Genomic DNA, 20,671 nt, shown 5'->3' on the forward strand with positions numbered 1-20,671 from the left:
GGCGTGAGCGGCGTACCGGGCGGGATCTGCGCCATCATCCTCGCGGCCGGCGAGGGCACACGGCTGCGCCCGCTCACCGAGCGGGTGCCGAAGGCGCTCTGTCCGGTCGGCAACGTACCGCTGCTGGAACGGGCCCTGGACCGGGTCGCCGGGCTGGGCTTCACCGGCCCCAACCGGGTCGCGGTCAACGCCTGCTACCTCGGCGAGCAGGTGGTCCGGCAGGTCGGCGACCGGGCGTACCTCTCGGTCGAGCCCGGTTCACCGCTCGGCACCGCCGGTGGGGTGGCGAACCTGCGGGACTGGATCGACGGGCGGGGCGTGCTCGTCGGCAACGCGGACGCCTATCTCGCCGACCCGCAGGCACCGCCCGGTCCGGACATCGCCGCGCTGCTCGCCGGCTGGGACGGCCGGACGGTACGCCTGCTCGGGCAGCCGATCACCGACCCCGACGAACCGTACGGCTTCGACGGTCACCGGTTCGCCGGATTCTCGTTGCTGCCCTGGAGCTGTGTGCGGGATCTGCCGGTGGAGCCGGCCGAGCTGGTCCGGGCGGTGTGGCGGCCGGCCGAGGCGGCTGGTGAGCTGACCGTGGTGCCGTTCTCCGGCACGTACCTGGACACCGGCACCCCCGCCGACTACCTTGCCGCGAACCTGCACGCCGCCGGTGGCGGGAACCTGGTCGACCCGACCGCCGCCGTTTCGGGGCGGTGTACGCGCGCGGTGGTCGGTGCCGGCGCCGAGGTCCACGGGACCGTACGCGACTGCGTGGTCTGGCCGGGTGCGGTGGTGGCGGCCGGAGAACGGCTGACGGGTGCGATCCGGGTCGGCCACGAGCTGACCGTGACCGTCGGTGACCCTCTAGCATGAGCGGCAGGCCCACGAAAGGAGCCCTACGGTGATCACCGCAATCGTCCTCATCGACTGCGCGACCGACTCGATTCCGGAGGTCGCCGAGGCGCTCGCCGCCCAGCCCGGAGTCAGTGAGGTCTACTCGGTCGCCGGCAACGTGGACCTGATCGCGGTGGTCCGGGTGCGCGAGTTCGACGAGATCGCCGAGGTGATCGCGGGCCGGATCTCGAAGGTGCCGGGTGTGATGAACACCGAGTCGCACATCGCCTTCCGGGCCTACTCCCAGCATGACCTGGAGGAGGCGTTCGCGATCGGCCTGGCCGACGCGGACTGACCCGACCGTCACCCTGGTACGCGGCGGACGGCACGCAAGCACGCTGTACGACGTGCCGCCCGCCAGCCTGACGGCTGGCGGGCGACGTGGTCCGCTCCGGTCGGTTCAGCTCTTGGTCAGCTGATGCCGGGGTTGGGCGAGAGCGTGCTCCCCGGACCAGGTTGGCTGCCGGTGCCGCTCGGGCTCGGCGATCCCGAGGAACGTCCCGGGCTAGGTGCGCTCGGGTTCGGGGTCGGTCCGACCGACGGGTTCGCCGGCACCGGAACGCCCAGCTTCCGGGCCAGTTGTAGCAGTTCGTCGAAGTGCATCTGCAGCTTCGGCAGGGCGGCCTGGGCCACCTTCTTCACGGCCGGGTCCGAGCCCTGGGCCAGCTCGGTCTGGGTCGCCTGGATGTTCTTCAGGTGCGCGGTCAGCTCCGCCGAGATCCACTGGGTGTCGAACGCGGCACCGCTGGTTCCCTGCAACTGAGTGATCACCGCCTGCTGGTCCTGAGTTGGCGAGTCCGGCAGGGTCACCCCGGCGGCTGAAGCGGTGCTCTGCACCTGCTTATCCAACTGGGCGTGGTCCATGACGAATTGTGCCCCCAGGTCCTGTACCTGTTTGTTCGTACCATTCTGGCGGGCCAGGTTCCCGCTGGCGATCTCCGCCAGGTTGGCCTGGTGGAGCGCCTGTAGGTACTGCGAATCCTGCTGGGACGGCGCGGTTGCGGCATGTGCGGCGGTAGCGGGCGCGAGACCCACGAGCGCCAGGCCGAGCATCGCCAGACCGGCGCCGATCCCCAAGCGTTTGACAGCCAACATGTGCTTCCCCCCTCGCATCGTTGGACAGCAGGGGCTTACCCCGTTGCGGAGCACACACGCGGCCAATTCCGCCATTCCCCGGCGCAGCCCGGTTGATCATGAAGTTGGCGCGGTCGACGGGCACGGAAAGCGCCGCAACTTCGTGATCGGGAGACTCGGACGGTCTGGGCCGAACAGGGGGAAAGGGGCGGAAACGGGCGTGGCGCCCACCGGAGATCCCGGTGGGCGCCACGTTCGAGGCGGTGGGGCGACGGCTAGTGGTTGCCGCCCCGGCTGCTGATCTCCTCGCGGTCTGCCCGCGGATCGACCGGCGGGTGACCGGGCGACACCGGGGCGTCGACCGGCTTCTCGATCGGATAGAAGAAGCCCTTGACCGCCGGGCCGAGTGCACCCAGCCGGTTCATCTTCTTCGGCACCACCCAGCCGACGTACGGGAGTTCGCCGTGACCGTGCTCGTCGGTGTCGGCCAGCGGCTGGTGCACCTCAATGAAGCGACCGTCCGGCAGCCGCCGGATGATGCCGGTCTCCACACCGTGCACCAGCACTTCACGGTCGTGCTGCTGGAGACCCAGGCAGAGCCGGTAGGTGACGTAGTACGCGAGCGGCGGAACGATGATCAGCCCGATCCGGCCGGCCCAGGTCATCGCGTTCAGGCTGATGAAGAACTTGTCCGCGATGACGTCGTTCGCCCCCGAGAGGGTCAGCACCAGGTAGAACGAGACCGCCATGGCGCCGAGGGCGGTACGGCTGGGGTTGTCCCGGGGCCGTTCGAGCAGGTTGTGGATCTTGTTGTCCTTGTTCAACCGCGCTTCGATGAACGGGTAGAAGATCGGCAACATGGTGAGGATGCCCGGCAGGACCACCGTCGGCCAGAACAGCGGCGGGATGACGTACCCGTTGCCGATCGGGATGTTGATCTGCCACGAGGGCATCAACCGGGTCGACCCGTCGAGGAACATGACGTACCAGTCGGGCTGGCTGGCCGAGGAGACCACCCACGCCTCGTACGGGCCGAAGAGCCAGATCGGGTTGATCTGGAACAGACCGCCGAGCAGCGCGATCACGCCGAAGACGATCATGAAGAAGCCACCCTGCTTCAACGCGTAGCGAGGGAACATCCGCTCCCCGACCACGTTCTCGTTGGTCCGGCCGGGGCCGGGCCACTGGGTGTGCTTCTGCTTGAAGACCAGGCCCAGGTGGGCACTGATCAGCGCCAGCAGCAGACCGGGGATCAGCAGCACGTGCGCGATGTAGAACCGGCTGACGATGATCTCGCCGGGGAACTCGCCACCGAAGATCGACGAGGTGAGCCAGGACCCGATCACCGGGATGGAGAGCATGATCGCCGAGGCGATCCGCAGGCCGGTGCCGGAGAGGCCGTCGTCCGGAATGGAGTAGCCGCTGAACCCGGCGAGGAAGCCGATCCAGAAGAGCAGCGTACCGATGATCCAGTTCAGCTCGCGCGGCTTGCGGAACGCGCCGGTGAAGAAGATCCGCATCATGTGCACCACGATGGACGCCATGAACATCAGGGCGGCCCAGTGGTGCATCTGCCGCATGATCAGACCGCCACGGACATCGAACGAGATGTCCAGGGTCGACTTGTACGCGGCCGACATGTGCGCCCCCCGCAACGGCGCGTAGCTGCCGTTGTAGGTGACCTCCGTCATCGCGGGCTCGAAGAAGAAGGTCAGGAAGACACCGGTCAGCAGGAGCACGATGAACGAGAAGAGCGCGATCTCGCCCAGCAGGAACGACCAGTGGTCCGGGAAGACCTTGTTCAGCAGCGCCCGCAACGGGGTGGCTACTTGCAGCCGGTCATCGACCTCGCCGGCCGCCTTGCCCGGCACCGCTGCTACGTCGAATTTCCGGCGCTTCATGGCCGCTCCCAGAAGTCGGGCCCGACGGTCTCGGTGAAGTCGGACTTCGCCACGAAGAAGCCATCCGCGTCTACCTCGATCGGCAGCTGAGGCAGGCGACGGCTGGCGGGCCCGAAGACTGGCCGGGCGTTGTTGGTGATGAGGAACTGCGACTGGTGACACGGGCAGAGCAGCCGGTTGGTCTGCTGCTCGTACAGGCTCGCCGGGCAGCCGGCGTGCGTGCAGATCTTCGAGAAGGCGATGTAGTTGCCCCACATGAAGTCGCCGTGTCCCGCGCCCTCGTTGGCGGTCCGGGCGGTGCGGGCATCGTCGTCGCGCAGGTGGATCAGGAGTGTCGGGGAGTCGGCGTGCTTGTTGCTGACCCCGTCCTCGATGCCCGGGAAGACGGTGAGCTGGCCGCCGGCGCTGATGTCCTCGGGACGCAACGGCGTGCCGTCCTCCCGGGTTAGCCGGATCAGCTTGCCGTCCTGCGGGGCCCAGCCAGTGGTGAACATCTGGTTGTTCTTGTGCGGCTGCTTGATCAGACCACCGACCAGCGGCGCCGCCGCCACCACTCCGACCGGCGCGAGGCCGACCAGGGCGGCGAAGCCGAGCAACGGCCGACGCTTGAAGCCGAGTTCCTCGGCCATGTAGACGATCGTGCTACCGGCGATCTTCCGGTCGGTCTCACTGGACCCACCGTCGTGCCGGCCCTGGATCGACACCTCCTTCGGCAACAGCTTCTTGCCCCAGGCGAGGATGCCGAAGCCGATGCCGAGCAGGGCCAGACCCAGAGTCAGACCGAGCAGCGGGGTGAAGAGCTTGTCGTCACCGCTGCCCGGCTCGTACCGCCACGGCCAGGCGATGTAGATCACCAGGAACGCGAGCGAGGCCAGGCCGGTGAGGAGGAAGAACAGCGAGATCGTACGGGTGAGCCGACGCTCCGCCTTGGTGCCCAGGACCGGGAACGGCGGCTCGTAGTGGACGATCTCGATGCCGTCCCGCCGCGCCCCCTCGCGCATGATCTCGAAGTGCGACAACCGGGGGTCGGTCAGATCGAGCTCCTCCTGCTCGGCCCCGTGTGTCGACGTACGCTCGCTCACGACTTCCCCGCAATCCACAAACTGGTGAAGACCAGAGCCACGATGCCTACCAGGAAGATGGCCAGACCCTCGGTGGACGGACCGAACCGACCGAGGTTGAAGAAGCCGCCCGGGTCCTGCTCGTGCTTCAGCGTCTCCTGAACGAACGCGATGATGTCGGCCTTCTGGTCCGGGCGGATCTGGTTGTCCCCGAAGACCGGCATGTTCTGCGGGCCGGTCAGCATCGCGGCGTAGATCTGCCGGTCGGTGGCCGGCTTGAGGTTCGGCGCGAACTTGCCCGAGGAGAGCGCGCCACCGCCGCCGCCGAAGCCGTGGCAGGCGGCGCAGTTGATCCGGTACAGCTCGCCGCCCTCGGCGACGTTGCCGCCGGCCCGCAGGTCGTGCTCCGGGATCTGCGGCCCGCCGCCGAGCTCCTGGACGTACGCGCCGAGCTGGGCGGTCTGGGTCTCGTCGAAGACCGGGGGCTTCCGCTCGGCCTGGGCCTCCTGGCGTCCCAGCGGCATCCGGCCGGAACTCACCTGGAACTCGACCGAGGCGGAACCGACGCCGATCAGGCTCGGCCCCCGCCCCTCGATGCCCTGGGCGTTGCGGCCGTGGCAGGAGACGCAGCTAACGTCGAAGAGCGCCTTGCCCTCCTGCGCCGCAGCGGACAACTGCGGGGTGTCCTGCGCCTGCAGGCCCGGCGCGAACACGGTGTAGGCACCGCCGGCCAGGATCAGGGCGGCTACCAGGCGCACCGTTGCGCCGAGCCGCCGACGGCCACGGCTGCGCGGCGCGGACCGGCTGGCGCGCAATCGCGCGAAGATGCCGCGTTGGCGATCGCCCCGGCTGGCCCGCGTCCCGGGGCCACCGGACCGCGCGCTGGGGGTGTCAGAAGTCATGGCCTGTGTCCTTAACGGTTTCTCGACCTTTTCTCAGGGACGGGGCGGCGGCGCGCAAGGTGACGGCGCCATGATCACTGAAGCCAGTAGATCATGCCGTACAGCGCGATCCACACGACGTCGACGAAGTGCCAGTAGTACGACACAACGATCGCCGAGGTGGCCTGAGCCGGAGTGAACCGGCCCATGGTGGTACGCATCATGAAGATGATGAACGCGATCAGACCGCCGGTGACGTGTAGGCCGTGGAAGCCGGTGGTCAGATAGAACATCGACCCGTAGCCATCCTCGTTGATCTTGACGCCCTCGTGCACCAGGTTGCGGTACTCGTTGAGCTGACCAAGCACGAAGATCAGGCCCATCACGAAGGTGAGCGTGAACCAGCGCCGCAGCGCGTGCACGTCACCCCGCTCCGCGGCGAAGACGCCAAGCTGGCAGGTGACCGAGGACAACACCAGGATCACCGTGAACGTCGTCGCGTACGGAACCTTGAGCACCTCGGTGTGCTTCTCCCACTGTTCCGGCGCAGCCGCGCGGATGGAGAAGTACATCGCGAAGAGCGCCGCGAAGAACATCAGTTCGCTGGAGAGCCACACGATCGTCCCGACGCTGACCATGTTTGGACGCGTCAGAGAGTGGATCCGGCTCTTGTCAATGGCTGGGGCCGCTGTCACGCGGTCATTATTGCCCCCGATCAGCACCCGCGATCCTCGGGGTGGCAAAACCGGCACGAGATCCGGGGTAGCTAACCTTGCCGGGTTCGACTGGCCTAGCCTGAAAAACGTGCTGCGCGTCGATCCGATCCACACTCTCACCTCGACCTTGACACCGACCCTGGCGTCAGGCGAGGCCACCAATCCGCCTCCGTTCACCGTTTCCACGATCTTCACCCAGACGAGGTTGGACGGCTGGATCGCCGTTGGCCTGGTCCTCGCCGCCGGGCTCTACCTGTACGGCGTCCACCGGTTACGGGTTCGGGGCGACCACTGGCCGGTCTCCCGGACAGTGCTTTTCATCGGCCCCGGACTGGGATCGGTCGCGGCGGTCACGGTGAGCGGACTGCACGCGTACGACACCACGTTGCTCTCCGTACACATGATCCAGCACATGGTGCTCTCGATGATCGCGCCGATCTTCCTGGCGCTCGGCGCGCCGATCACCCTGGCGCTGCGTACGCTCACCGGCGCGCCACGCCGCCGCCTACTGGCGGTGCTGCACAGCCGGGTGGCCCGGGTCTTCTCGTTCCCGCTCTTCGCCTTCGGCCTGTTCGTGGTCAACCCGTTCGTGCTCTATTTCACGGGGCTCTACCGGATCACCCTGGAGCATCCGTTCGCGCACGAACTCATCCACGCCCACTTCATCCTGACCGGCTGCCTGTTCTTCTGGCCGCTGGTCGGGCACGACCCGCTGCCCAACCGGTGGCCGTACCCGGCACGGGCGCTACTGATGCTGCTATCGGTGCCGTTCCACACCGTGCTGGGGCTCACCGTGATGCAGAGTTCCACCCTCTTCGGTGGCGACTGGTATCCGTCGCTGGCGCTCGGCTGGGCCGACCCGTGGGCCGACCAGAAGGTCGCCGGCGGTGTGCTCTGGGCCGGCGGCGAGTTCGTCAGCGTGACGATGATCGCGGTTCTGGTGCTCCAGTGGGTCCGCCAGTCCGAGAGGGAAGCCCGCCGGATCGACCGTGAACTCGACCGTCAGGAAGCCCGCGAACGGGCCGCCGCGGCGGCCTCCGGCGGCACCGCCACCTGAGCTACCGCGACCTCGGTTCGGGGCCGCCGGGGCGCGGCCCACCCATGTGGAGCGCGCCGCGCCGGTCCCGCCATCCGGGCATGACCGGCCCCGGGTCACGGGGGGAGCCGGCCCGCCGCGCCGGGACCGGTACGATCAGCGGGCAGCTACGACGTGGGAGCCCTGGGACCGATGACCGAACGCCTTTACACCGTCCTGCTCTACAGCGACGACCCGCAGGTTCGGGACCGGATGCGCCTCGCCGTGGGCACCCGTCCGGCCAGCGACCTCAAGGTCGAGTTCACCGACGCCTCGACCTACGAGGAGTGCGTGCGGCTGGTGGACGACTACGAGATCGACCTGATGCTGCTCGACGGTGAGGCCTCCCCGGCTGGCGGCATCGGCATCGCCCGCCAGATCAAGGACGACCGCGAGGACGCGCCGCCGACCTGTGTGGTGATCGCCCGTGCGGCGGACCGCTGGCTGGCGGCGTACGCCCAGGTCGACGCGACCCTGGTGCACCCGCTCGACCCGGTGACCACCGGCCGGACCGTCGCCGACCTGCTGCGCGTACGCGCGAGCGCCGCGGCCTGACGCCCGACCGGCCGCGCTCCGTGGCCCGGCTCGGCCTGACGCACCGTGGACACCCTGGCACAGCCCGTATCCCAACCCCCGCTCGGGAGGCCCATCATGGGCGAACGGACCTGGTCAAACCTCCTCGCCGCGTTGCTCCGCGCCGAGGAACTGTCCACCGGCGACACGGCCTGGGCCATGGGCGAGATCATGTCCGGCTCGGCGACCACGGCCCAGATCGCCGGCTTCGCGATGGCGCTGCGGGCCAAGGGTGAAACCTCTGGCGAGCTGGCCGGGCTGGTCGAGGCGATGCTCGGCCGGGCGGTCCCGGTCGAACTGCCGGACGAGGTACGCGCCAGCGCGGTCGACGTGGTCGGCACCGGCGGGGACCGGGCGCACACGGTGAACATCTCCACCATGACCGCGATGGTGGTCGCCGGCGCCGGGGTACGTGTGATCAAACACGGCAACCGGGCCGCCTCCTCCTCGTGTGGCGCCGCCGACCTGCTGGAGTTCCTCGGCATCCCGCTCGACCTCGGCCCGGCCGGGGTGGCGCACTGTGTCACGGAGGCCGGCATCGGCTTCTGTTTCGCGTCCCGGTTCCATCCCGGCATGAGACACGCCGCGGTTCCGCGCCGGGAGCTCGGCGTGCCGACCGCGTTCAACTTCCTCGGTCCGCTGACCAATCCGGGCCGTCCTCGGGCCGCCGCTGTCGGCTGCTTCGACCCTCGGATGGCACCGGTCATGGCCGGCGTGTTCGCCGCCCGTGGTGATTCGGTGCTGGTGATGCGGGGTGATGACGGGCTGGACGAGTTCAGCACCGCCGCGCCGACCCGGGTCTGGATCGCCAACCGGGGCCGGGTGACCGAGTCGGTGCTCGACGCGGTCGACCTCGGGCTGCCCCGTTCCGCCCCGGGCGACCTGCGCGGCGGGGACGCGACCTTCAACGCCGACGCGGCCCGACGGCTGCTCGCCGGTGAGACCGGGCCGGTCCGGGACGCGGTGCTGGTCAATTCCGCGGCGGCGTTGGCTGCCCAGTGGGGCCTGGACGGCGACCTGACGAAGACGATGGGCGAGGGCCTCCGGGTCGCGGCGGAGTCGATCGACTCCGGCGCCGCCGCACGGACACTCGACCGCTGGATCGAGGTCGCCACCGCAGCCAAGGCTGCCGAGGAGAGCTGAGCTCGGCCCGCCGGCACTCTCCGGGCACCAACCTCGGCTGAAAACGCGGCTACCAGCCGCTGAGGCCAGTTCCCGCCCGCCACCTGCGGATTCTCCGCGCGCCGGAAACACCGGAGCCGGTCAGGACGGCATGGGCTCCTGACCGTACACGCCGGAAAAGCCGTCGACCGGGGTCCGGGCGGTGGCTGACCTTCAGTCAGACCATCGCTGCGGATCCCCGGTCGACGGCGATACGGCGAGGTGCATACGGGCCGGGGTCGGCCCGCCGGCTCAGTGCTCGGCGGTGCGCCGGGTGCCGGTGTAGTACTCGAAGAGCAGACCGCAGGCGGAGAAGATCACCGTGACCATGCCCACCAGGATCAGCCACCACAGCCAGAACACCAGGCCGAGGCCGGTGATGCTGGCCGCGACGGCGAGGCCGAACGGCCAGTAGCTGCCGGGGCTGAAGAAGCCGATTTCCCCCGCGCCCTCGGCGATCTCCGCGTCCGGCCGGTCCTCCGGACGGAGTTCGATCCGCCGGGAGACGAACCAGAAGAACCCGCCGAGCATCACCAGCAGCAGGGTGGACAGTGCCAGCGCGGTGCTGCCGATCCAGTCGACGTGGCCCATCTGGCCATCGGTCCAACCCGCGTAGACGAAGGTGGCGATGAACAGAAAGACCGCGATGATGCCGAAGAGGCGCCACTCAGACTTCATGCCCGTCCTCAGCTTCCCACGCCGGCGGCGCTGGTCTTGTTGAAGTTGTTCTCGTCACGCCGGGTCTTGAACGGCTCGGTCTTCGTGGCGAGCGGGTTCTCGCCGATCGCGATGAGCGCGTCCTGGGTCGACTGGCCGGCCTTCTTCGCGGCGAGGAACTGGTCGTACTCGGCCGGCGAGACCACCCGCAGCTCGAAGTTCATCATCGAGTGGTAGGTGCCGCAGAGTTCGGCGCAACGACCCACGTACGCGCCCTCGCTGGTCAACCGGGTGACCTCGAAGACGTTGCGTACGTTGCCCGGGAAAACGTCCCGCTTGAACAGCAGCTCTGGCACCCAGAACGAGTGGATGACGTCCTTGCTGGTCTCCTCGAACCGGATGGTCCGGTCGGTCGGCAGGACCAGCACCGGAATCACCTCGGTGGTGCCGAGCGTGGAGGCGACGGTGTTCGCGTCCGGGCCGACACCGTCGCGGTAGTTGAACTGCCAGTTCCACTTGAAGGCGACGACCTCGACGGTCACATCCGGATTCTTCGACGTCCGGTCGACGTCGGTCTGAATGATCGCGGTGTAGTAGAAGAGAACTGCCACGATCAGCACCGGCGCGATGGTGTAAAGGAACTCCATCGGCATGTTGAACCGGGTCTGCACCGGCAGCGAGTCACCGCGCTTGCGGTAACGGATGATGCACCAGAAGATGAGGCCCCAGACGAAGACGCCGACCGCGAGCGCGGCGATCGCCGACGCGATCCAGAGGTCGTACATCCGGTGCGACTGCGGCGTGATCCCGCCCTGCGGCCAACCGAAGCCGTGAACCGCCTTGCCGACGTCACAACCCGTGAGCAGGGTCAGCAGCGCCGCGCCACCGACACCGAGCCCGGCGAGCCGGACGGCATTACGCCGTTGGCTGCGCCTTCCGGCCGTGGGCCGTACATCTGAACCCCTTGTGACCACCTGGTCCTGCCTCCCTAGCGCGCCGCTGGTGTCTCTTTTCCCAACCAACAGCAAAGGCGTCACCGACGGTCGCAGATTACTCGACCATTGCGGGTCCGACAGCTCTGGGGTCAGACTGTCCCCCAATGGGGATCTTGCTCGATCGCCCGCAGGTTACCGTTGCGCTGTGAATGCCGCGCCATCACCGGAGAGCGCCACGCCGGTCTACTTCGACACCGCCACCGCCGCACCACTGCATCCGGTGGCCCGTCAGGCCCTGCTCGCCGCACTCACCGACGGCTGGGCCGACCCGGCCAAGCTTTACACACAGGCCCGCCGGGCACGCCAGCTACTCGACGCGGCGCGGGCCGCGACCGCCGAGATCCTGGGGGTACGCCCGGACGAGCTCTCCTTCACCGCCAGCGGTACGACCGCGGCGCACGCCGCCGTACTCGGCGGGTTGGCCGGACGTCGCCGCGCCGGGGCCACGCTGGTGCACTCGGCGATCGAGCACTCCGCTGTGCTGCACGCGGCGCAGCAGCACGTGTCCGCTGGCGGCGAGGCGGTCTCCGTACCGGTGGACACCCTCGGACGGATCGACCCGGCGGCCTGGTCGGCGGCGGTGACCGCACCCGGGGTGGCGCTCGCCGCACTGATCACCGCCAGTCACGAGGTCGGCACGATCCAGCCGGTGGCGGCGGCGGCCGAGGTCTGCGCCGCAGCCGGGGTGCCGCTCTACGTGGACGCCGCCCAGTCGGTCGGCCGGGTGCCGGTGCCGGCGGGCTGGTCGGTGCTGTCGGCGAGCGCGCACAAGTGGGGCGGACCGCCGGGGGTGGGGATCCTGGTGGTCCGCAAGGGCACCCGCTGGCTGTCGCCGTATCCGGCGGACGAGCGGGAGGCGGGGCGTACCCCGGGGGTGGCGAACCTGCCGGCGATCGTGGCCGCCGCCGCCGCGCTGCGGGCGGCGAACGCCGACGCCGCCACCGAGGCGGCCCGGCTCGCGCCGCTGGTGGACCGGATCCGGGCGACGGTCGCCACGACCGTGCCGGACGTCGAGGTGGTGGGCGACCCGGACGACCGGCTGCCGCACCTGGTCACCTTCTCCTGCCTGTACGTCGACGGCGAGGCGCTGCTGCACGCGCTGGACCGGCGGGGGTTCGCGGTCTCCTCCGGTTCCTCCTGCACCTCGTCGACGCTGGAGCCGTCGCACGTGCTCGCGGCGATGGGAGTGTTGTCACACGGCAACGTACGGATCTCGTTGCACCGCGAGAGCAGCGCCGCCGAGGTGGACCGTTTCCTGGCCGAGTTGCCGACGGTCGTCGCCGACCTGCGCGCCGAGGCCGGGGTGGTCGGGCTGTGACCGGGCCGACCGATCCCGTCGAGGTGCTCGACTGCCGGGGCCAGCGTTGCCCGCTGCCGGTGATCGCGGCGGCCCGTCACATGCCCGAACTGCCGGTCGGCGCGGTGCTCCGGGTGCTCGCCGACGACCCGGCCGCCGCGCTCGACTTTCCGGCGTGGTGCCGGATGCGCGGCCAGGAGTTCGTGGCGGCGACGACACTCGACGGCTCCCCCGCCTACGACCTACGCCGCCTCCAGTGACCCTCGTTGCGCGGCGGCGGCACGGGTTGGTCGGTCACGTACGCGGCTGAGGGCTGGTCGATCCAGGTCAGACGCAACTGCCGGCCGGTACGGGCCAGGATCCGGACCGCGTTCTGCGCGTTGGCGAACCTCCCGGTGAAGCTTCTGTCGTCGGCGCCGAGCCAGGCGTGGTCCTCGAACGCGAGGCCCCAGGCGTAGATCCGACCGTCGACGCGGTCGCCGTACTCCTCGTAGATGGCGAAGCGCCGGGGCGCGTGATCGGCAGCCAGGTCGGTCATGAGCTGGTGGAACTCCTCGGGGGTACCGAGGGGTTGGTCGTCCTGCGGCGGGGCGGGCAGCCGGGGCTTGGTGTCATCCATCGCAACCTCCTACACGTGACTCGTTGCTATACGTATAGTCGAGTCCCTTGCGTAATGGAAGGGTCACCGGGATGATGCTTCGTATCGATCCCGATGAAGGTGAGGCTGCCCGTGGTCGCTCGTACCGACCCTTCCGCGCTGCGCTGGCTGATCGGCGCCGAACTGAGCCGCTACCGGCGCGACGTACCGATGTCGCTGAGCGAGTTGGCCGCCGCGACCGGCATCGGCAAGCCGAAGCTCGGGCACATGGAGAGCGGTCGCTACCAGCAGTTCCCGGATGACATCGCGACCGTGCTGCGGACCTGTGGCGCCGACGGGCCGGCGATCGAACGGCTCACCTCGCTCGCCACCCGCTCCGACGCCAAGACCTGGTGGGCGCCGTGGGCGAACGTGATGCCGGGCTGGTTCAAGACCTACGTCGGTCTCGAAGGACTGGCCGAGGGTGCGTTCGTCTTCGAGTCCATGGTGATCCCCGGGCTGTTGCAGACCGAGGAGTACGCCCAGGCGCTCACCATCGGCACCGGCTTCGTCCGCCCCGACCACGCCGAGCGGTTCGTCTCGTTCCGCCAGACCCGCGCCCGCCGGTTGACCGAGGACGAGCCACTGACCCTGCACGCGGTGATCGGCGAGGCGGCGCTGCGGCTGCGGGTCAACGGCGACCAGACCCGCCGCGACCAGCTCGCCCACCTGGTCACCATGTCCGAGCTGCCGAACGTCACGGTCCAGGTGATCCGCCCCGAGGACGGTCCGCACCCGGCGACGCCGATCGGCAAGTTCGTGGTGCTGGAGTTCGGCAAGGTCCGGCCGATCGCCTACACCGAACTGCTCGACGGGGCGATGTACGTGCAGGACCCGGACAGCGTCCGGACTTATAGCATGGTGGCAGAGAACCTGCGCCAGGTCGCCCTCTCCCCCGCCGATTCACGGGCGATGATCCGGGAGCTGGCCGGTCTGGCCTAGCCACCCCGGAGGCCCCTCGTGTCCACCCCCGACCTGAGCCACGCCCACTGGGTCAAGAGCAGCCGCAGCGCCAACAACGGTGACTGTGTCGAGTGCGCGATCCTGCCCACCCCGATCGGATCGGTCGCCGTACGCGACAGCAAGGACCCGTCCGGCCCCGTACTCCTCTTCGACCGCTCCGCCTGGACCACTTTCCTCACCCAGACGGGATCACGCCCAGCCGCGCGATGAGTTCTCGGGTCTGACCGGTCCCCGCACCTGACCCGCCTCCTTCCTGCCGGGCGAAGGTCATCACCCGGCAGGAAGGGACCGGTCAGTTCAGGTACGGCTGGACGTCCTCGGCGGCCTGGTCCCCGTACGACTCCGCCAGGCGCTTCACGAAGAGGTCGCGGCGCACCTCGTACTCCTGGGTTCCGACGGTTTCCAGCACCAGGGTGGCGAGCAGCGACCCGACCTGGGCGGCCCGCTCCAGGCCGAGCCCCCAGGAGAGCGCGGCGAAGAAACCGGCCCGGAAGCCGTCGCCGACACCGGTCGGGTCGGATGCCTCGATCTCGCGGGCGATCGGCACCCGGAACGTGGCGAAGTCCCGGCCGGCGATCTCCACGCCGTCCTTGCCCAGCGTGGTGACCCGGATCTTGACCCGCTCCAGCAGCTGGGCGTCGGTGAGCCCGGCCTTGCTCTGCAGCAACGACTTCTCGTAGTCGTTGGTCATCAGGTAGTCCGCGCCGTCGATCAGGGAGATCACGTCGGCGCCCTCCATCCGGGCGAGCTGCTGGGACGGGTCGGCGGCGAAGGCGTAGCCCCGCTCCCGGCACTCGGCCGAGTGGCGGATCATCGCCTCGGGGTCGTTCGCGCTGACCAGGACCAGGTCGAGGCCACCGATCCGGTCGGCAACCGGGGCCAGCTCGATGTTGCGAGCCTCGCTCATCGCTCCCGCGTAGAACGAGGCGATCTGGCACATGTCGAGGTCGGTGGTGCAGACGAAACGCGCGGTGTGCGCGATCTCGCTGACGTGCACCGAGTCGCAGTCGACACCGTGCCGCTCCAGCCAGGACCGGTAGTCGGCGAAGTCGGCGCCGACCGCCCCGAGCAGGACCGGCTTCAGCCCGAGCTGGGCCATGCCGAACGAGATGTTGGCCGCTACGCCGCCGCGCCGGAGTACAAGATCGTCGACGAGGAAGGAGAGTGACACCTTGTGCAACTGGTCGGCGATGAACTGGTCGGCGAATCGACCAGGGAAGTGCATCAGGTGATCAGTGGCGATCGAGCCGGTAACGGCGATCTTCATATCGGCGCCCTCGCGTCGGTGTGGGTTGTACAGCCGAGTCAGCCTACCGGCCCCGTCATCCCGCCGCCCCCGGTCAGTCACTTAACAGCCCTGCTGGGGTAAGGAAGGGCCCCTTCTTATCGTTTTCTGTATAGGAAGGGGCCCTTCCTAACCGCCCTGACCCCAACCCCGGGTGCACGAAAGCGGGGCCTTCCCGGACAGGAAGGCCCCGCTGATCGTTCGTACGTGCGTGGCGGTCTCGCGACCGCGGTCGGGCTAGTGGAACGAGTCGCCGCAGGCGCAGGAGTTCTGCGCGTTCGGGTTGTCGATGGTGAAGCCCTGGGCGTCGATCCGGTCGGCGAAGTCGATCTTCGCACCGGCCAGGTACGGGGCGCTCATCCGGTCGACGACAACCTCGACACCGTCGAAGTCGTTGACGACGTCACCGTCGAGCGAGCGCTCGTCGAAGAAGAGCTGGTACCGCAGGCCGGAGCAGCCACCGGGCTGTACGGCGACCCGCAGCCGCAGGTCGTCGCGGCCTTCCTGCTCGATCAGGGCCTTGACCTTCTGCGCCGCGATGTCGGTGAGGACGATGGTGCTTGGGGCCTTTGCCTCGGTCGACTCAGTCGACTCGGTCTGCACTGGCGTGGTCACGTGAAAGTCTCCCCTGCGACGGTGTCTTGGGTCCGTACTGGCCAACGCTAGCCTTCTGACCGGCCATTCCCAATGTGGTTCGGATCTAATTGTAGGTCGATGAGGTGCGGGTCACCCGGTTGCCGGCACTGGCGCCGACCCGAGACTCGTCTCCAGCACCGCCCGGCGTGTGGGCCGGGCCTCTTCCTGCCGCTGCCGCCCGGCGTCGGTGAGCGTGACGAAGACGCCACGCCGGTCCTGCTCGCAGAGGGCCCGGCAGACCAGCCCGCCCCGTTCCAGCCGGGCCACCGCCCGACTCAACGCACTCTGACTCAGATGTACCAGTTCGGCCAACTCCTGCATGCGGAGTTTGGCCGCCGCGCTCGTGGCGAGCCGGTCGATCACCTCAAACTCGCTCATACCAAGCCCGTGTCGGTCCTGTAGCTCGCGTTCGAGTGCGCACGAAACCGCCGCATACCGGTTGGCGAGTTGGAGCCATTCGGTGACTAGCAGGTCGTCCTCGGACACGGCGGCATCGTACCACATGCTCAAGCAACATGTGCGCAAGCACTTATTGTTTGTGCATTAGATGCGCGTGCAAGTAAGTTACTCCGCATGGCACTCTCCACCACGCCCGATAGCGGGCCACCATCCCGGCTGTCCCCGCCGGACACGACCAGCGGCGGACCACGGATGACTCCCCGCCTCTACGGCACGCTGCTCGTACTCTGTGGCGCGCTCTTTCTCGACGGCCTCGACGTCTCGATGGTCGGCGTGGCACTGCCCTCGATCCAGGCCGACCTCGGCCTCTCCAACTCCGCCCTGCAATGGATCGTCAGCGGCTACGTACTCGGCTACGGCGGCCTGCTGCTGCTCGGTGGCCGCGCCGCCGACCTGCTCGGCCGGCGCCGGGTCTTCCTCTGGGCGATCGGCGTCTTCGCCGTCGCATCCCTGCTCGGCGGCCTGGTCGACGACCCGAACCTGCTGATCGGCACCCGGTTCATCAAGGGCGTCGCCGCCGCTTTCACCGCACCGGCCGGCCTGTCGATCATCACCACCACGTTCCACGAGGGGCCGGCCCGCAACCGCGCGCTGAGCTTCTACACCGCCTGTGGGGCCAGCGGCTTCTCGATGGGACTGATCCTCGGCGGACTGCTGACCGAGGCCGGCTGGCGCTGGACCTTCCTGCTGCCCGCCCCGATCGCCCTGCTGATCCTGATCACCGGCATCAAGCTCATCCCGCGTCACCGCACCGAGCGCCCGTCCGGCGCCGGCTACGACCTCGGCGGCGCGGCCACCTCCACCGCGGCGTTACTGCTGCTGGTGTACGCCGTCGTCCAGGCGCCGAACGTCGGCTGGGCCTCCGGCCGTACGCTCGGCTCCTTCGCCCTGGTCGCGGCGCTGATCGCCGCCTTCGTGGCGATCGAACGACGGGTCGCCCACCCGCTGGTACGCCTCGGCATCCTGCGCAACCGGACACTTGTCCGGGCCAACCTCGGCGCGCTCGCGGTGACCGGCTCCTACATCGGCTTCCAGTTCATCGGCACGCTCTACGTGCAGGTGGTGCTCGGCTGGTCGCCGCTGGAAATGGCGCTCGCCTTCCTGCCTGCCGGGCTGATCGTCGCCTTCGGCGGCCCCCGGACCGGCGCACTGGTCAACCGGTTCGGCACCGCCCCGGTGGTGGCTGGCGGGTTCGTCGCCTTCCTCGCCGCGTACCTGCTCTTCCTCCGCATCGGCGGGGAGGCCCGCTACTTCAGCGTGATCCTGCCCACCATGCTGCTGCTCGGTGCCGGCTTCGCCCTGGCCTTCCCGACGCTGAACATCCAGGCCACCTCCGGGGTGGCTGACGAGGAACAGGGGCTCGCCTCCGGGCTGGTCCAGACCGCGTTCCAGATCGGCGGGGCGATCGCCCTGGCCGGGGTCACCGCGATCCTGGCCAGCGACGCGCCCCTGCCCGGGCAGGTGCCAGACTCGTTCTACCCGGCGATCGGGCTGGTCAGCGGGATCGCCGTGTTCGGGCTGGTGATCGCGGCGATCGGCCTCCTGGGCCGACGGAGCCGACACCGGGACACCGTCACCACCGACGAAGCAGCCTCGGACTACCGCCAGGTGGAACTGCAGCGCATCGGCCGCCGCGCCGCCTAACCACCCCGCCGCGTTCCCGCCGCCACCGCGCCACCGGCGGCAGGCAGGCCGCGCCACCGGCGGCCGGCGTTCGGCGGGCCGCGCCGGTTAGGAAGGGCCCCTTGTTATACAAAAAGCGATAACAAGGGGCCCTTCCTTACTTCTCAGCGGCTCCATTGGCGGGCCAGGCGGGCGGAGACCTCCCGCAGGCCCTCGGCGGGACGGGTCATGGCCCGCTCGACCCCGCCGTGTTCCTCGCCACCGAAGTGGTCGACCAGGCTGTACGCCTCGGTCACCCCGGCCGCCGCCGCCTCCCGCCGTCCCGTGCTGACCCGGCCGGCGAGCACCACGCAGGGCACGCCCCGGTCCCGGGCCGCTCCGGCGATGCCGGCGACCACCTTGCCGCGCAGCGACTGGTGGTCGAACGAGCCCTCGCCGGTGATCACGAGATCCGCCTCGTCCAGCGCGGTCTCCAGGTCGATCATGTCGCTGACCAGCTTGATTCCTGACTCGCACCGGCCGCCCAGGGCGAGGATCGCCGCGCCGAGACCGCCGGCCGCACCAGCACCGGGCAGCGCGGCCAACTCCGGTGGGCAGGTCGACAGTTCCCGCTCCAGCACCACCGCGAAGCGCTCCAGCGCGGAGTCGAGCAGCAGTACGTCCTCCCGGCTGGCGCCCTTCTGCGGGCCGTACACGTTCGAGGCGCCGTGCAGGCCGGTCAACGGGTTGTCGACGTCGGTCGCGGCGACCAGTTCCACCTCCCGGAGCCGGGGTGCGCCGCCCAGCGACGCGGCGGCGGTGAGCACCGCTCCCCCGTACGGCAGGGCGTGGCCGGTCTCGTCGAGCGGGGCGGCGCCGAGTGCGGCGAGCAGACCGGCGCCGGCGTCGTTGGTTGCCGAGCCGCCGAGCCCGATCACCACCCGGCGGGCTCCCGCCTCGACCGCAGCCGCGACCAGCAGGCCCAGGCCGTACGAGGTGGTGGCCTTCGGGTCGCGCTCGTCGGGGGTGAGCAGGTGCAGGCCGCACGCCTGGGCGCTCTCCACGTACGCGGTGGGTCCACCACCGGCACCATCAAGATCAGTGATAAGGATCTCTCCCTCGACCGGGCGGCCGAGCGGATCGACGGTCGGCACCGGCAGCCGGCGCCCGGCCACCGCGCTGGCGAGCACCTCGACGAAGCCCGGACCGCCGTCGGCCAGCGGCCGGGCGACCATCTGGTCCCCTGGCGCGGTGTCGTGCCACCCCGCGATCACCGCGGCGACCACCTCGGGGGCGGAGAGGGTACCGGCGAATTTGTCTGGACAGATCAGAACCCGCATCACGGCAGTGTGGCAGCCCACATCGGCCGGCGCTGCGGGCGGCCCGCGCTGTGGGAGCATGGAGGACGTGACTTCGACCTGGGTAGAGCCGTCAAACACCGCTGCCGCCCTGCTCCTGCTGGGTCGCGGAACCGACCCGGACAGCGAGCGTGGGGTGGACTGTCCAGGGGAGCTTCCCCCGCCGAGTGACCCCAACCTGGTGGCCCGTGCCACCGCGGCCAAGGCCAAACTCGGCCAGCGGGTTTTCGTGCTCGGCCACCACTACCAGCGCGACGAGGTGATCCAGTTCGCCGATGTGACCGGCGACTCGTTCAAGCTGGCCCGCGAGGCCGCCGCCCGGCCGGACGCGGAGTACATCCTCTTCTGCGGCGTGCACTTCATGGCCGAGAGCGCCGACATCCTCACCAGCGACAGGCAGCGGGTCATCCTGCCGGACCTGGCCGCGGGCTGCTCGATGGCGGACATGGCCGCGCTGCCGCAGGTCGAGATGGCCTGGGAGCTGCTGGAGGAGTTGGGCGTCGCCGGTTCGACGGTGCCGGTGACGTACATGAACTCGTCGGCGGACATCAAGGGCTTCGTCGGGCGCAACGGCGGTGTGGTCTGCACCTCCTCCAACGCCGAACGGGCGCTGCGCTGGGCGTTCGAGCGGGGCCAGCGGGTGCTCTTCCTGCCCGACCAGCACCTGGGCCGCAACACGGCGGTGCTGGAGATGGGGCTGGAGACGGGCGACTGTGTGCTCTACGACCCGCACAAGCCCGGTGGCGGGCTGACCGCGCAGCAGTTGCGCGAGGCCAAGATGATCCTGTGGCGGGGGCACTGCTCCGTACACGGCCGGTTCACGCTGGAGAGCGTGAACGAGGTCCGGATGCGGGTGCCCGGGGTGAACGTGCTGGTCCACCCGGAGTGCCGCTACGAGGTGGTGACGGCGGCCGACTACGTCGGATCGACCGAGTACATCATCAAGATGATCGAGGCGGCGCCGGCGGGCTCGGCCTGGGCGGTCGGCACGGAGCTGAATCTCGTACGCCGGCTCGCCAACGCACACCCGGACAAACAGATCATGTTCCTGGACCGGGCCGTCTGCTACTGCTCGACGATGAACCGGATCGACCTGCCGCACCTGGTCTGGGCCCTCGAAGAACTGGTGGCGGGGCGGGTCGTCAACCAGATCACGGTGGATCCGGACACCGCTCACCACGCTCGGGTGGCACTGGACCAGATGCTCGCACTGCCATGACCTGAGCCAATCACTGAAAGTAACGGTTGCTGTACCGATAAGCGCGGACGTCCCGATTTCATGCCATCTAAGTCGGGGTGACCAACGCCATTTCGGTCACGGAGCGCTATGCTGCCCAGGCGACACAGAGCCAGTCGTACGTAGTGCGGCTGCGCCCCCGGCGGGCTACGGCCGTGACTGACGCTCAGCCGCCCCGCACCCCTTAACCCGGCAGCACCTATCCGCTGGAGGTT

General features: G+C 69.3%; 23 protein-coding genes. 11 read left to right on the forward strand and 12 right to left on the reverse strand.

Annotation, left to right across the window (positions count from 1 at the left end; all coding sequences use genetic code 11):
• Window positions 1-3 precede the first annotated feature (3 nt).
• On the forward strand, window positions 4-867 hold the full coding sequence (locus ACIBF5_RS01890) for an NDP-sugar synthase (protein ID WP_396807072.1): 864 nt from the start codon (window positions 4-6) through the stop codon (window positions 865-867).
• A gap of 28 nt (window positions 868-895) precedes the next feature.
• Window positions 896-1,183 (forward strand): Lrp/AsnC family transcriptional regulator, encoded by a 288-nt coding sequence (locus tag ACIBF5_RS01895; RefSeq protein ID WP_121155933.1) that lies wholly within the window; start codon window positions 896-898, stop codon window positions 1,181-1,183.
• A gap of 116 nt (window positions 1,184-1,299) precedes the next feature.
• On the opposite strand, the gene ACIBF5_RS01900 is transcribed toward ACIBF5_RS01895, so the two are convergent.
• From ACIBF5_RS01900 to ACIBF5_RS01920, 5 genes are all read right to left on the reverse strand, one after another.
• Window positions 1,300-1,983, reverse strand: coding sequence for a DUF4142 domain-containing protein (locus tag ACIBF5_RS01900; protein WP_396807074.1), 684 nt, complete (start codon window positions 1,981-1,983; stop codon window positions 1,300-1,302).
• A 254-nt stretch (window positions 1,984-2,237) separates the two neighbouring features.
• Window positions 2,238-3,863 carry a cytochrome bc complex cytochrome b subunit gene (locus ACIBF5_RS01905; protein WP_396807076.1) on the reverse strand — a complete coding sequence of 542 codons (1,626 nt, stop codon included), beginning with the start codon at window positions 3,861-3,863 and terminating at the stop codon, window positions 2,238-2,240.
• Entirely contained in the window at window positions 3,860-4,945 is a 1,086-nt protein-coding gene (locus tag ACIBF5_RS01910; RefSeq protein WP_396807078.1) for a ubiquinol-cytochrome c reductase iron-sulfur subunit, read from the reverse strand. Before ACIBF5_RS01910 ends, ACIBF5_RS01905 begins: the two co-directional genes overlap by 4 nt.
• On the reverse strand, window positions 4,942-5,826 hold the full coding sequence (locus tag ACIBF5_RS01915; RefSeq protein ID WP_396807080.1) for a cytochrome c: 885 nt from the start codon (window positions 5,824-5,826) through the stop codon (window positions 4,942-4,944). Before ACIBF5_RS01915 ends, ACIBF5_RS01910 begins: the two co-directional genes overlap by 4 nt.
• 74 nt (window positions 5,827-5,900) lie before the next feature.
• The gene (locus ACIBF5_RS01920) at window positions 5,901-6,500 is read right to left on the reverse strand and encodes a heme-copper oxidase subunit III (RefSeq protein ID WP_396807082.1); all 600 of its coding nucleotides are present in this window, start codon (window positions 6,498-6,500) and stop codon (window positions 5,901-5,903) included.
• A 109-nt stretch (window positions 6,501-6,609) separates the two neighbouring features.
• Between ACIBF5_RS01920 and ACIBF5_RS01925 the strand changes: the two genes are divergently transcribed.
• The 3 genes from ACIBF5_RS01925 (at window position 6,610) to trpD (ending at window position 9,312) form a co-directional block, all read left to right on the forward strand.
• Entirely contained in the window at window positions 6,610-7,578 is a 969-nt protein-coding gene (locus tag ACIBF5_RS01925) for a cytochrome c oxidase assembly protein (protein ID WP_396807084.1), read from the forward strand.
• A gap of 171 nt (window positions 7,579-7,749) precedes the next feature.
• Window positions 7,750-8,151, forward strand: a complete 402-nt coding sequence (locus ACIBF5_RS01930; RefSeq protein WP_396807086.1) for a hypothetical protein — start codon at window positions 7,750-7,752, stop codon at window positions 8,149-8,151.
• Window positions 8,152-8,247: 96 nt separating this feature from the next.
• Entirely contained in the window at window positions 8,248-9,312 is a 1,065-nt protein-coding gene (trpD, locus tag ACIBF5_RS01935; RefSeq protein ID WP_396807088.1) for an anthranilate phosphoribosyltransferase, read from the forward strand.
• 270 nt (window positions 9,313-9,582) lie between these two features.
• Here trpD and ACIBF5_RS01940 read toward each other — a convergent pair whose 3' ends face one another.
• Both ACIBF5_RS01940 and coxB read right to left on the reverse strand, forming a co-directional pair.
• Entirely contained in the window at window positions 9,583-10,008 is a 426-nt protein-coding gene (locus ACIBF5_RS01940; protein ID WP_396807089.1) for a cytochrome c oxidase subunit 4, read from the reverse strand.
• An 8-nt stretch (window positions 10,009-10,016) separates the two neighbouring features.
• On the reverse strand, window positions 10,017-10,961 hold the full coding sequence (gene coxB, locus ACIBF5_RS01945) for a cytochrome c oxidase subunit II (RefSeq protein ID WP_396807090.1): 945 nt from the start codon (window positions 10,959-10,961) through the stop codon (window positions 10,017-10,019).
• Window positions 10,962-11,127: 166 nt separating this feature from the next.
• On the opposite strand from coxB, the gene ACIBF5_RS01950 reads away from it, so the two are divergent.
• Together ACIBF5_RS01950 and ACIBF5_RS01955 are read left to right on the forward strand one after the other, a co-directional pair.
• Entirely contained in the window at window positions 11,128-12,300 is a 1,173-nt protein-coding gene (locus ACIBF5_RS01950) for a cysteine desulfurase family protein (RefSeq protein WP_396807091.1), read from the forward strand.
• Window positions 12,297-12,539, forward strand: a complete 243-nt coding sequence (locus tag ACIBF5_RS01955; protein ID WP_396807093.1) for a sulfurtransferase TusA family protein — start codon at window positions 12,297-12,299, stop codon at window positions 12,537-12,539. The genes ACIBF5_RS01950 and ACIBF5_RS01955 overlap by 4 nt, the downstream gene beginning before the upstream one ends.
• On the opposite strand, the gene ACIBF5_RS01960 is transcribed toward ACIBF5_RS01955, so the two are convergent.
• A complete protein-coding gene (locus tag ACIBF5_RS01960) occupies window positions 12,515-12,898 on the reverse strand; it encodes a hypothetical protein (protein ID WP_396807095.1) in 384 nt (127 codons plus the stop codon). The genes ACIBF5_RS01955 and ACIBF5_RS01960 overlap by 25 nt on opposite strands.
• A 111-nt stretch (window positions 12,899-13,009) precedes the next feature.
• On the opposite strand from ACIBF5_RS01960, the gene ACIBF5_RS01965 reads away from it, so the two are divergent.
• Entirely contained in the window at window positions 13,010-13,858 is an 849-nt protein-coding gene (locus ACIBF5_RS01965; protein ID WP_396807097.1) for a helix-turn-helix domain-containing protein, read from the forward strand.
• An 18-nt stretch (window positions 13,859-13,876) separates the two neighbouring features.
• Window positions 13,877-14,089: a DUF397 domain-containing protein gene (locus ACIBF5_RS01970; RefSeq protein ID WP_396807099.1), complete on the forward strand. Its 213-nt coding sequence runs from the start codon at window positions 13,877-13,879 to the stop codon at window positions 14,087-14,089.
• An 82-nt stretch (window positions 14,090-14,171) separates the two neighbouring features.
• On the opposite strand, the gene ACIBF5_RS01975 is transcribed toward ACIBF5_RS01970, so the two are convergent.
• The 3 genes from ACIBF5_RS01975 to ACIBF5_RS01985 all read right to left on the reverse strand — a co-directional run bounded on the left by ACIBF5_RS01975 (window position 14,172) and on the right by ACIBF5_RS01985 (window position 16,286).
• Complete coding sequence (locus ACIBF5_RS01975) at window positions 14,172-15,146, reverse strand: carbohydrate kinase family protein (RefSeq protein ID WP_396807101.1); 975 nt, start codon at window positions 15,144-15,146, stop codon at window positions 14,172-14,174.
• Window positions 15,147-15,401: 255 nt separating this feature from the next.
• Window positions 15,402-15,779 (reverse strand): iron-sulfur cluster insertion protein ErpA, encoded by a 378-nt coding sequence (gene erpA / locus ACIBF5_RS01980; protein ID WP_121155962.1) that lies wholly within the window; start codon window positions 15,777-15,779, stop codon window positions 15,402-15,404.
• Between the two features lie 111 nt (window positions 15,780-15,890).
• Window positions 15,891-16,286: a MarR family winged helix-turn-helix transcriptional regulator gene (locus ACIBF5_RS01985; protein WP_396807103.1), complete on the reverse strand. Its 396-nt coding sequence runs from the start codon at window positions 16,284-16,286 to the stop codon at window positions 15,891-15,893.
• Between the two features lie 87 nt (window positions 16,287-16,373).
• On the opposite strand from ACIBF5_RS01985, the gene ACIBF5_RS01990 reads away from it, so the two are divergent.
• Window positions 16,374-17,903: an MFS transporter gene (locus tag ACIBF5_RS01990; protein WP_396807105.1), complete on the forward strand. Its 1,530-nt coding sequence runs from the start codon at window positions 16,374-16,376 to the stop codon at window positions 17,901-17,903.
• 143 nt (window positions 17,904-18,046) lie between these two features.
• On the opposite strand, the gene ACIBF5_RS01995 is transcribed toward ACIBF5_RS01990, so the two are convergent.
• A complete protein-coding gene (locus ACIBF5_RS01995) occupies window positions 18,047-19,201 on the reverse strand; it encodes a glycerate kinase (RefSeq protein WP_396807107.1) in 1,155 nt (384 codons plus the stop codon).
• A 67-nt stretch (window positions 19,202-19,268) separates the two neighbouring features.
• Between ACIBF5_RS01995 and nadA the strand changes: the two genes are divergently transcribed.
• Window positions 19,269-20,438, forward strand: a complete 1,170-nt coding sequence (nadA, locus tag ACIBF5_RS02000) for a quinolinate synthase NadA (protein WP_396807109.1) — start codon at window positions 19,269-19,271, stop codon at window positions 20,436-20,438.
• Window positions 20,439-20,671: the final 233 nt, after the last annotated feature.

The sequence above is a fragment of the Micromonospora sp. NPDC050417 genome (genome assembly GCF_044458865.1).
Lineage (GTDB): Bacteria > Actinomycetota > Actinomycetes > Mycobacteriales > Micromonosporaceae > Micromonospora_G.

Excerpts from the sequence above, each read along its gene's own strand:
- ACIBF5_RS01900 (WP_396807074.1), bottom strand. The coding sequence starts at position 1,983 with ATGTTGGCTGTCAAACGCTTGGGGATCGGCGCCGGTCTGGCGATGCTC.
- ACIBF5_RS01905 (WP_396807076.1), bottom strand. The coding sequence starts at position 3,863 with ATGAAGCGCCGGAAATTCGACGTAGCAGCGGTGCCGGGCAAGGCGGCC.
- ACIBF5_RS01915 (WP_396807080.1), bottom strand. The coding sequence starts at position 5,826 with ATGACTTCTGACACCCCCAGCGCGCGGTCCGGTGGCCCCGGGACGCGG.
- ACIBF5_RS01930 (WP_396807086.1), top strand. The coding sequence starts at position 7,750 with ATGACCGAACGCCTTTACACCGTCCTGCTCTACAGCGACGACCCGCAG.
- trpD (WP_396807088.1), top strand. The coding sequence starts at position 8,248 with ATGGGCGAACGGACCTGGTCAAACCTCCTCGCCGCGTTGCTCCGCGCC.
- ACIBF5_RS01940 (WP_396807089.1), bottom strand. The coding sequence starts at position 10,008 with ATGAAGTCTGAGTGGCGCCTCTTCGGCATCATCGCGGTCTTTCTGTTC.
- ACIBF5_RS01960 (WP_396807095.1), bottom strand. The coding sequence starts at position 12,898 with ATGGATGACACCAAGCCCCGGCTGCCCGCCCCGCCGCAGGACGACCAA.
- ACIBF5_RS01975 (WP_396807101.1), bottom strand. The coding sequence starts at position 15,146 with ATGAAGATCGCCGTTACCGGCTCGATCGCCACTGATCACCTGATGCAC.
- ACIBF5_RS01990 (WP_396807105.1), top strand. The coding sequence starts at position 16,374 with ATGGCACTCTCCACCACGCCCGATAGCGGGCCACCATCCCGGCTGTCC.
- ACIBF5_RS01995 (WP_396807107.1), bottom strand. The coding sequence starts at position 19,201 with ATGCGGGTTCTGATCTGTCCAGACAAATTCGCCGGTACCCTCTCCGCC.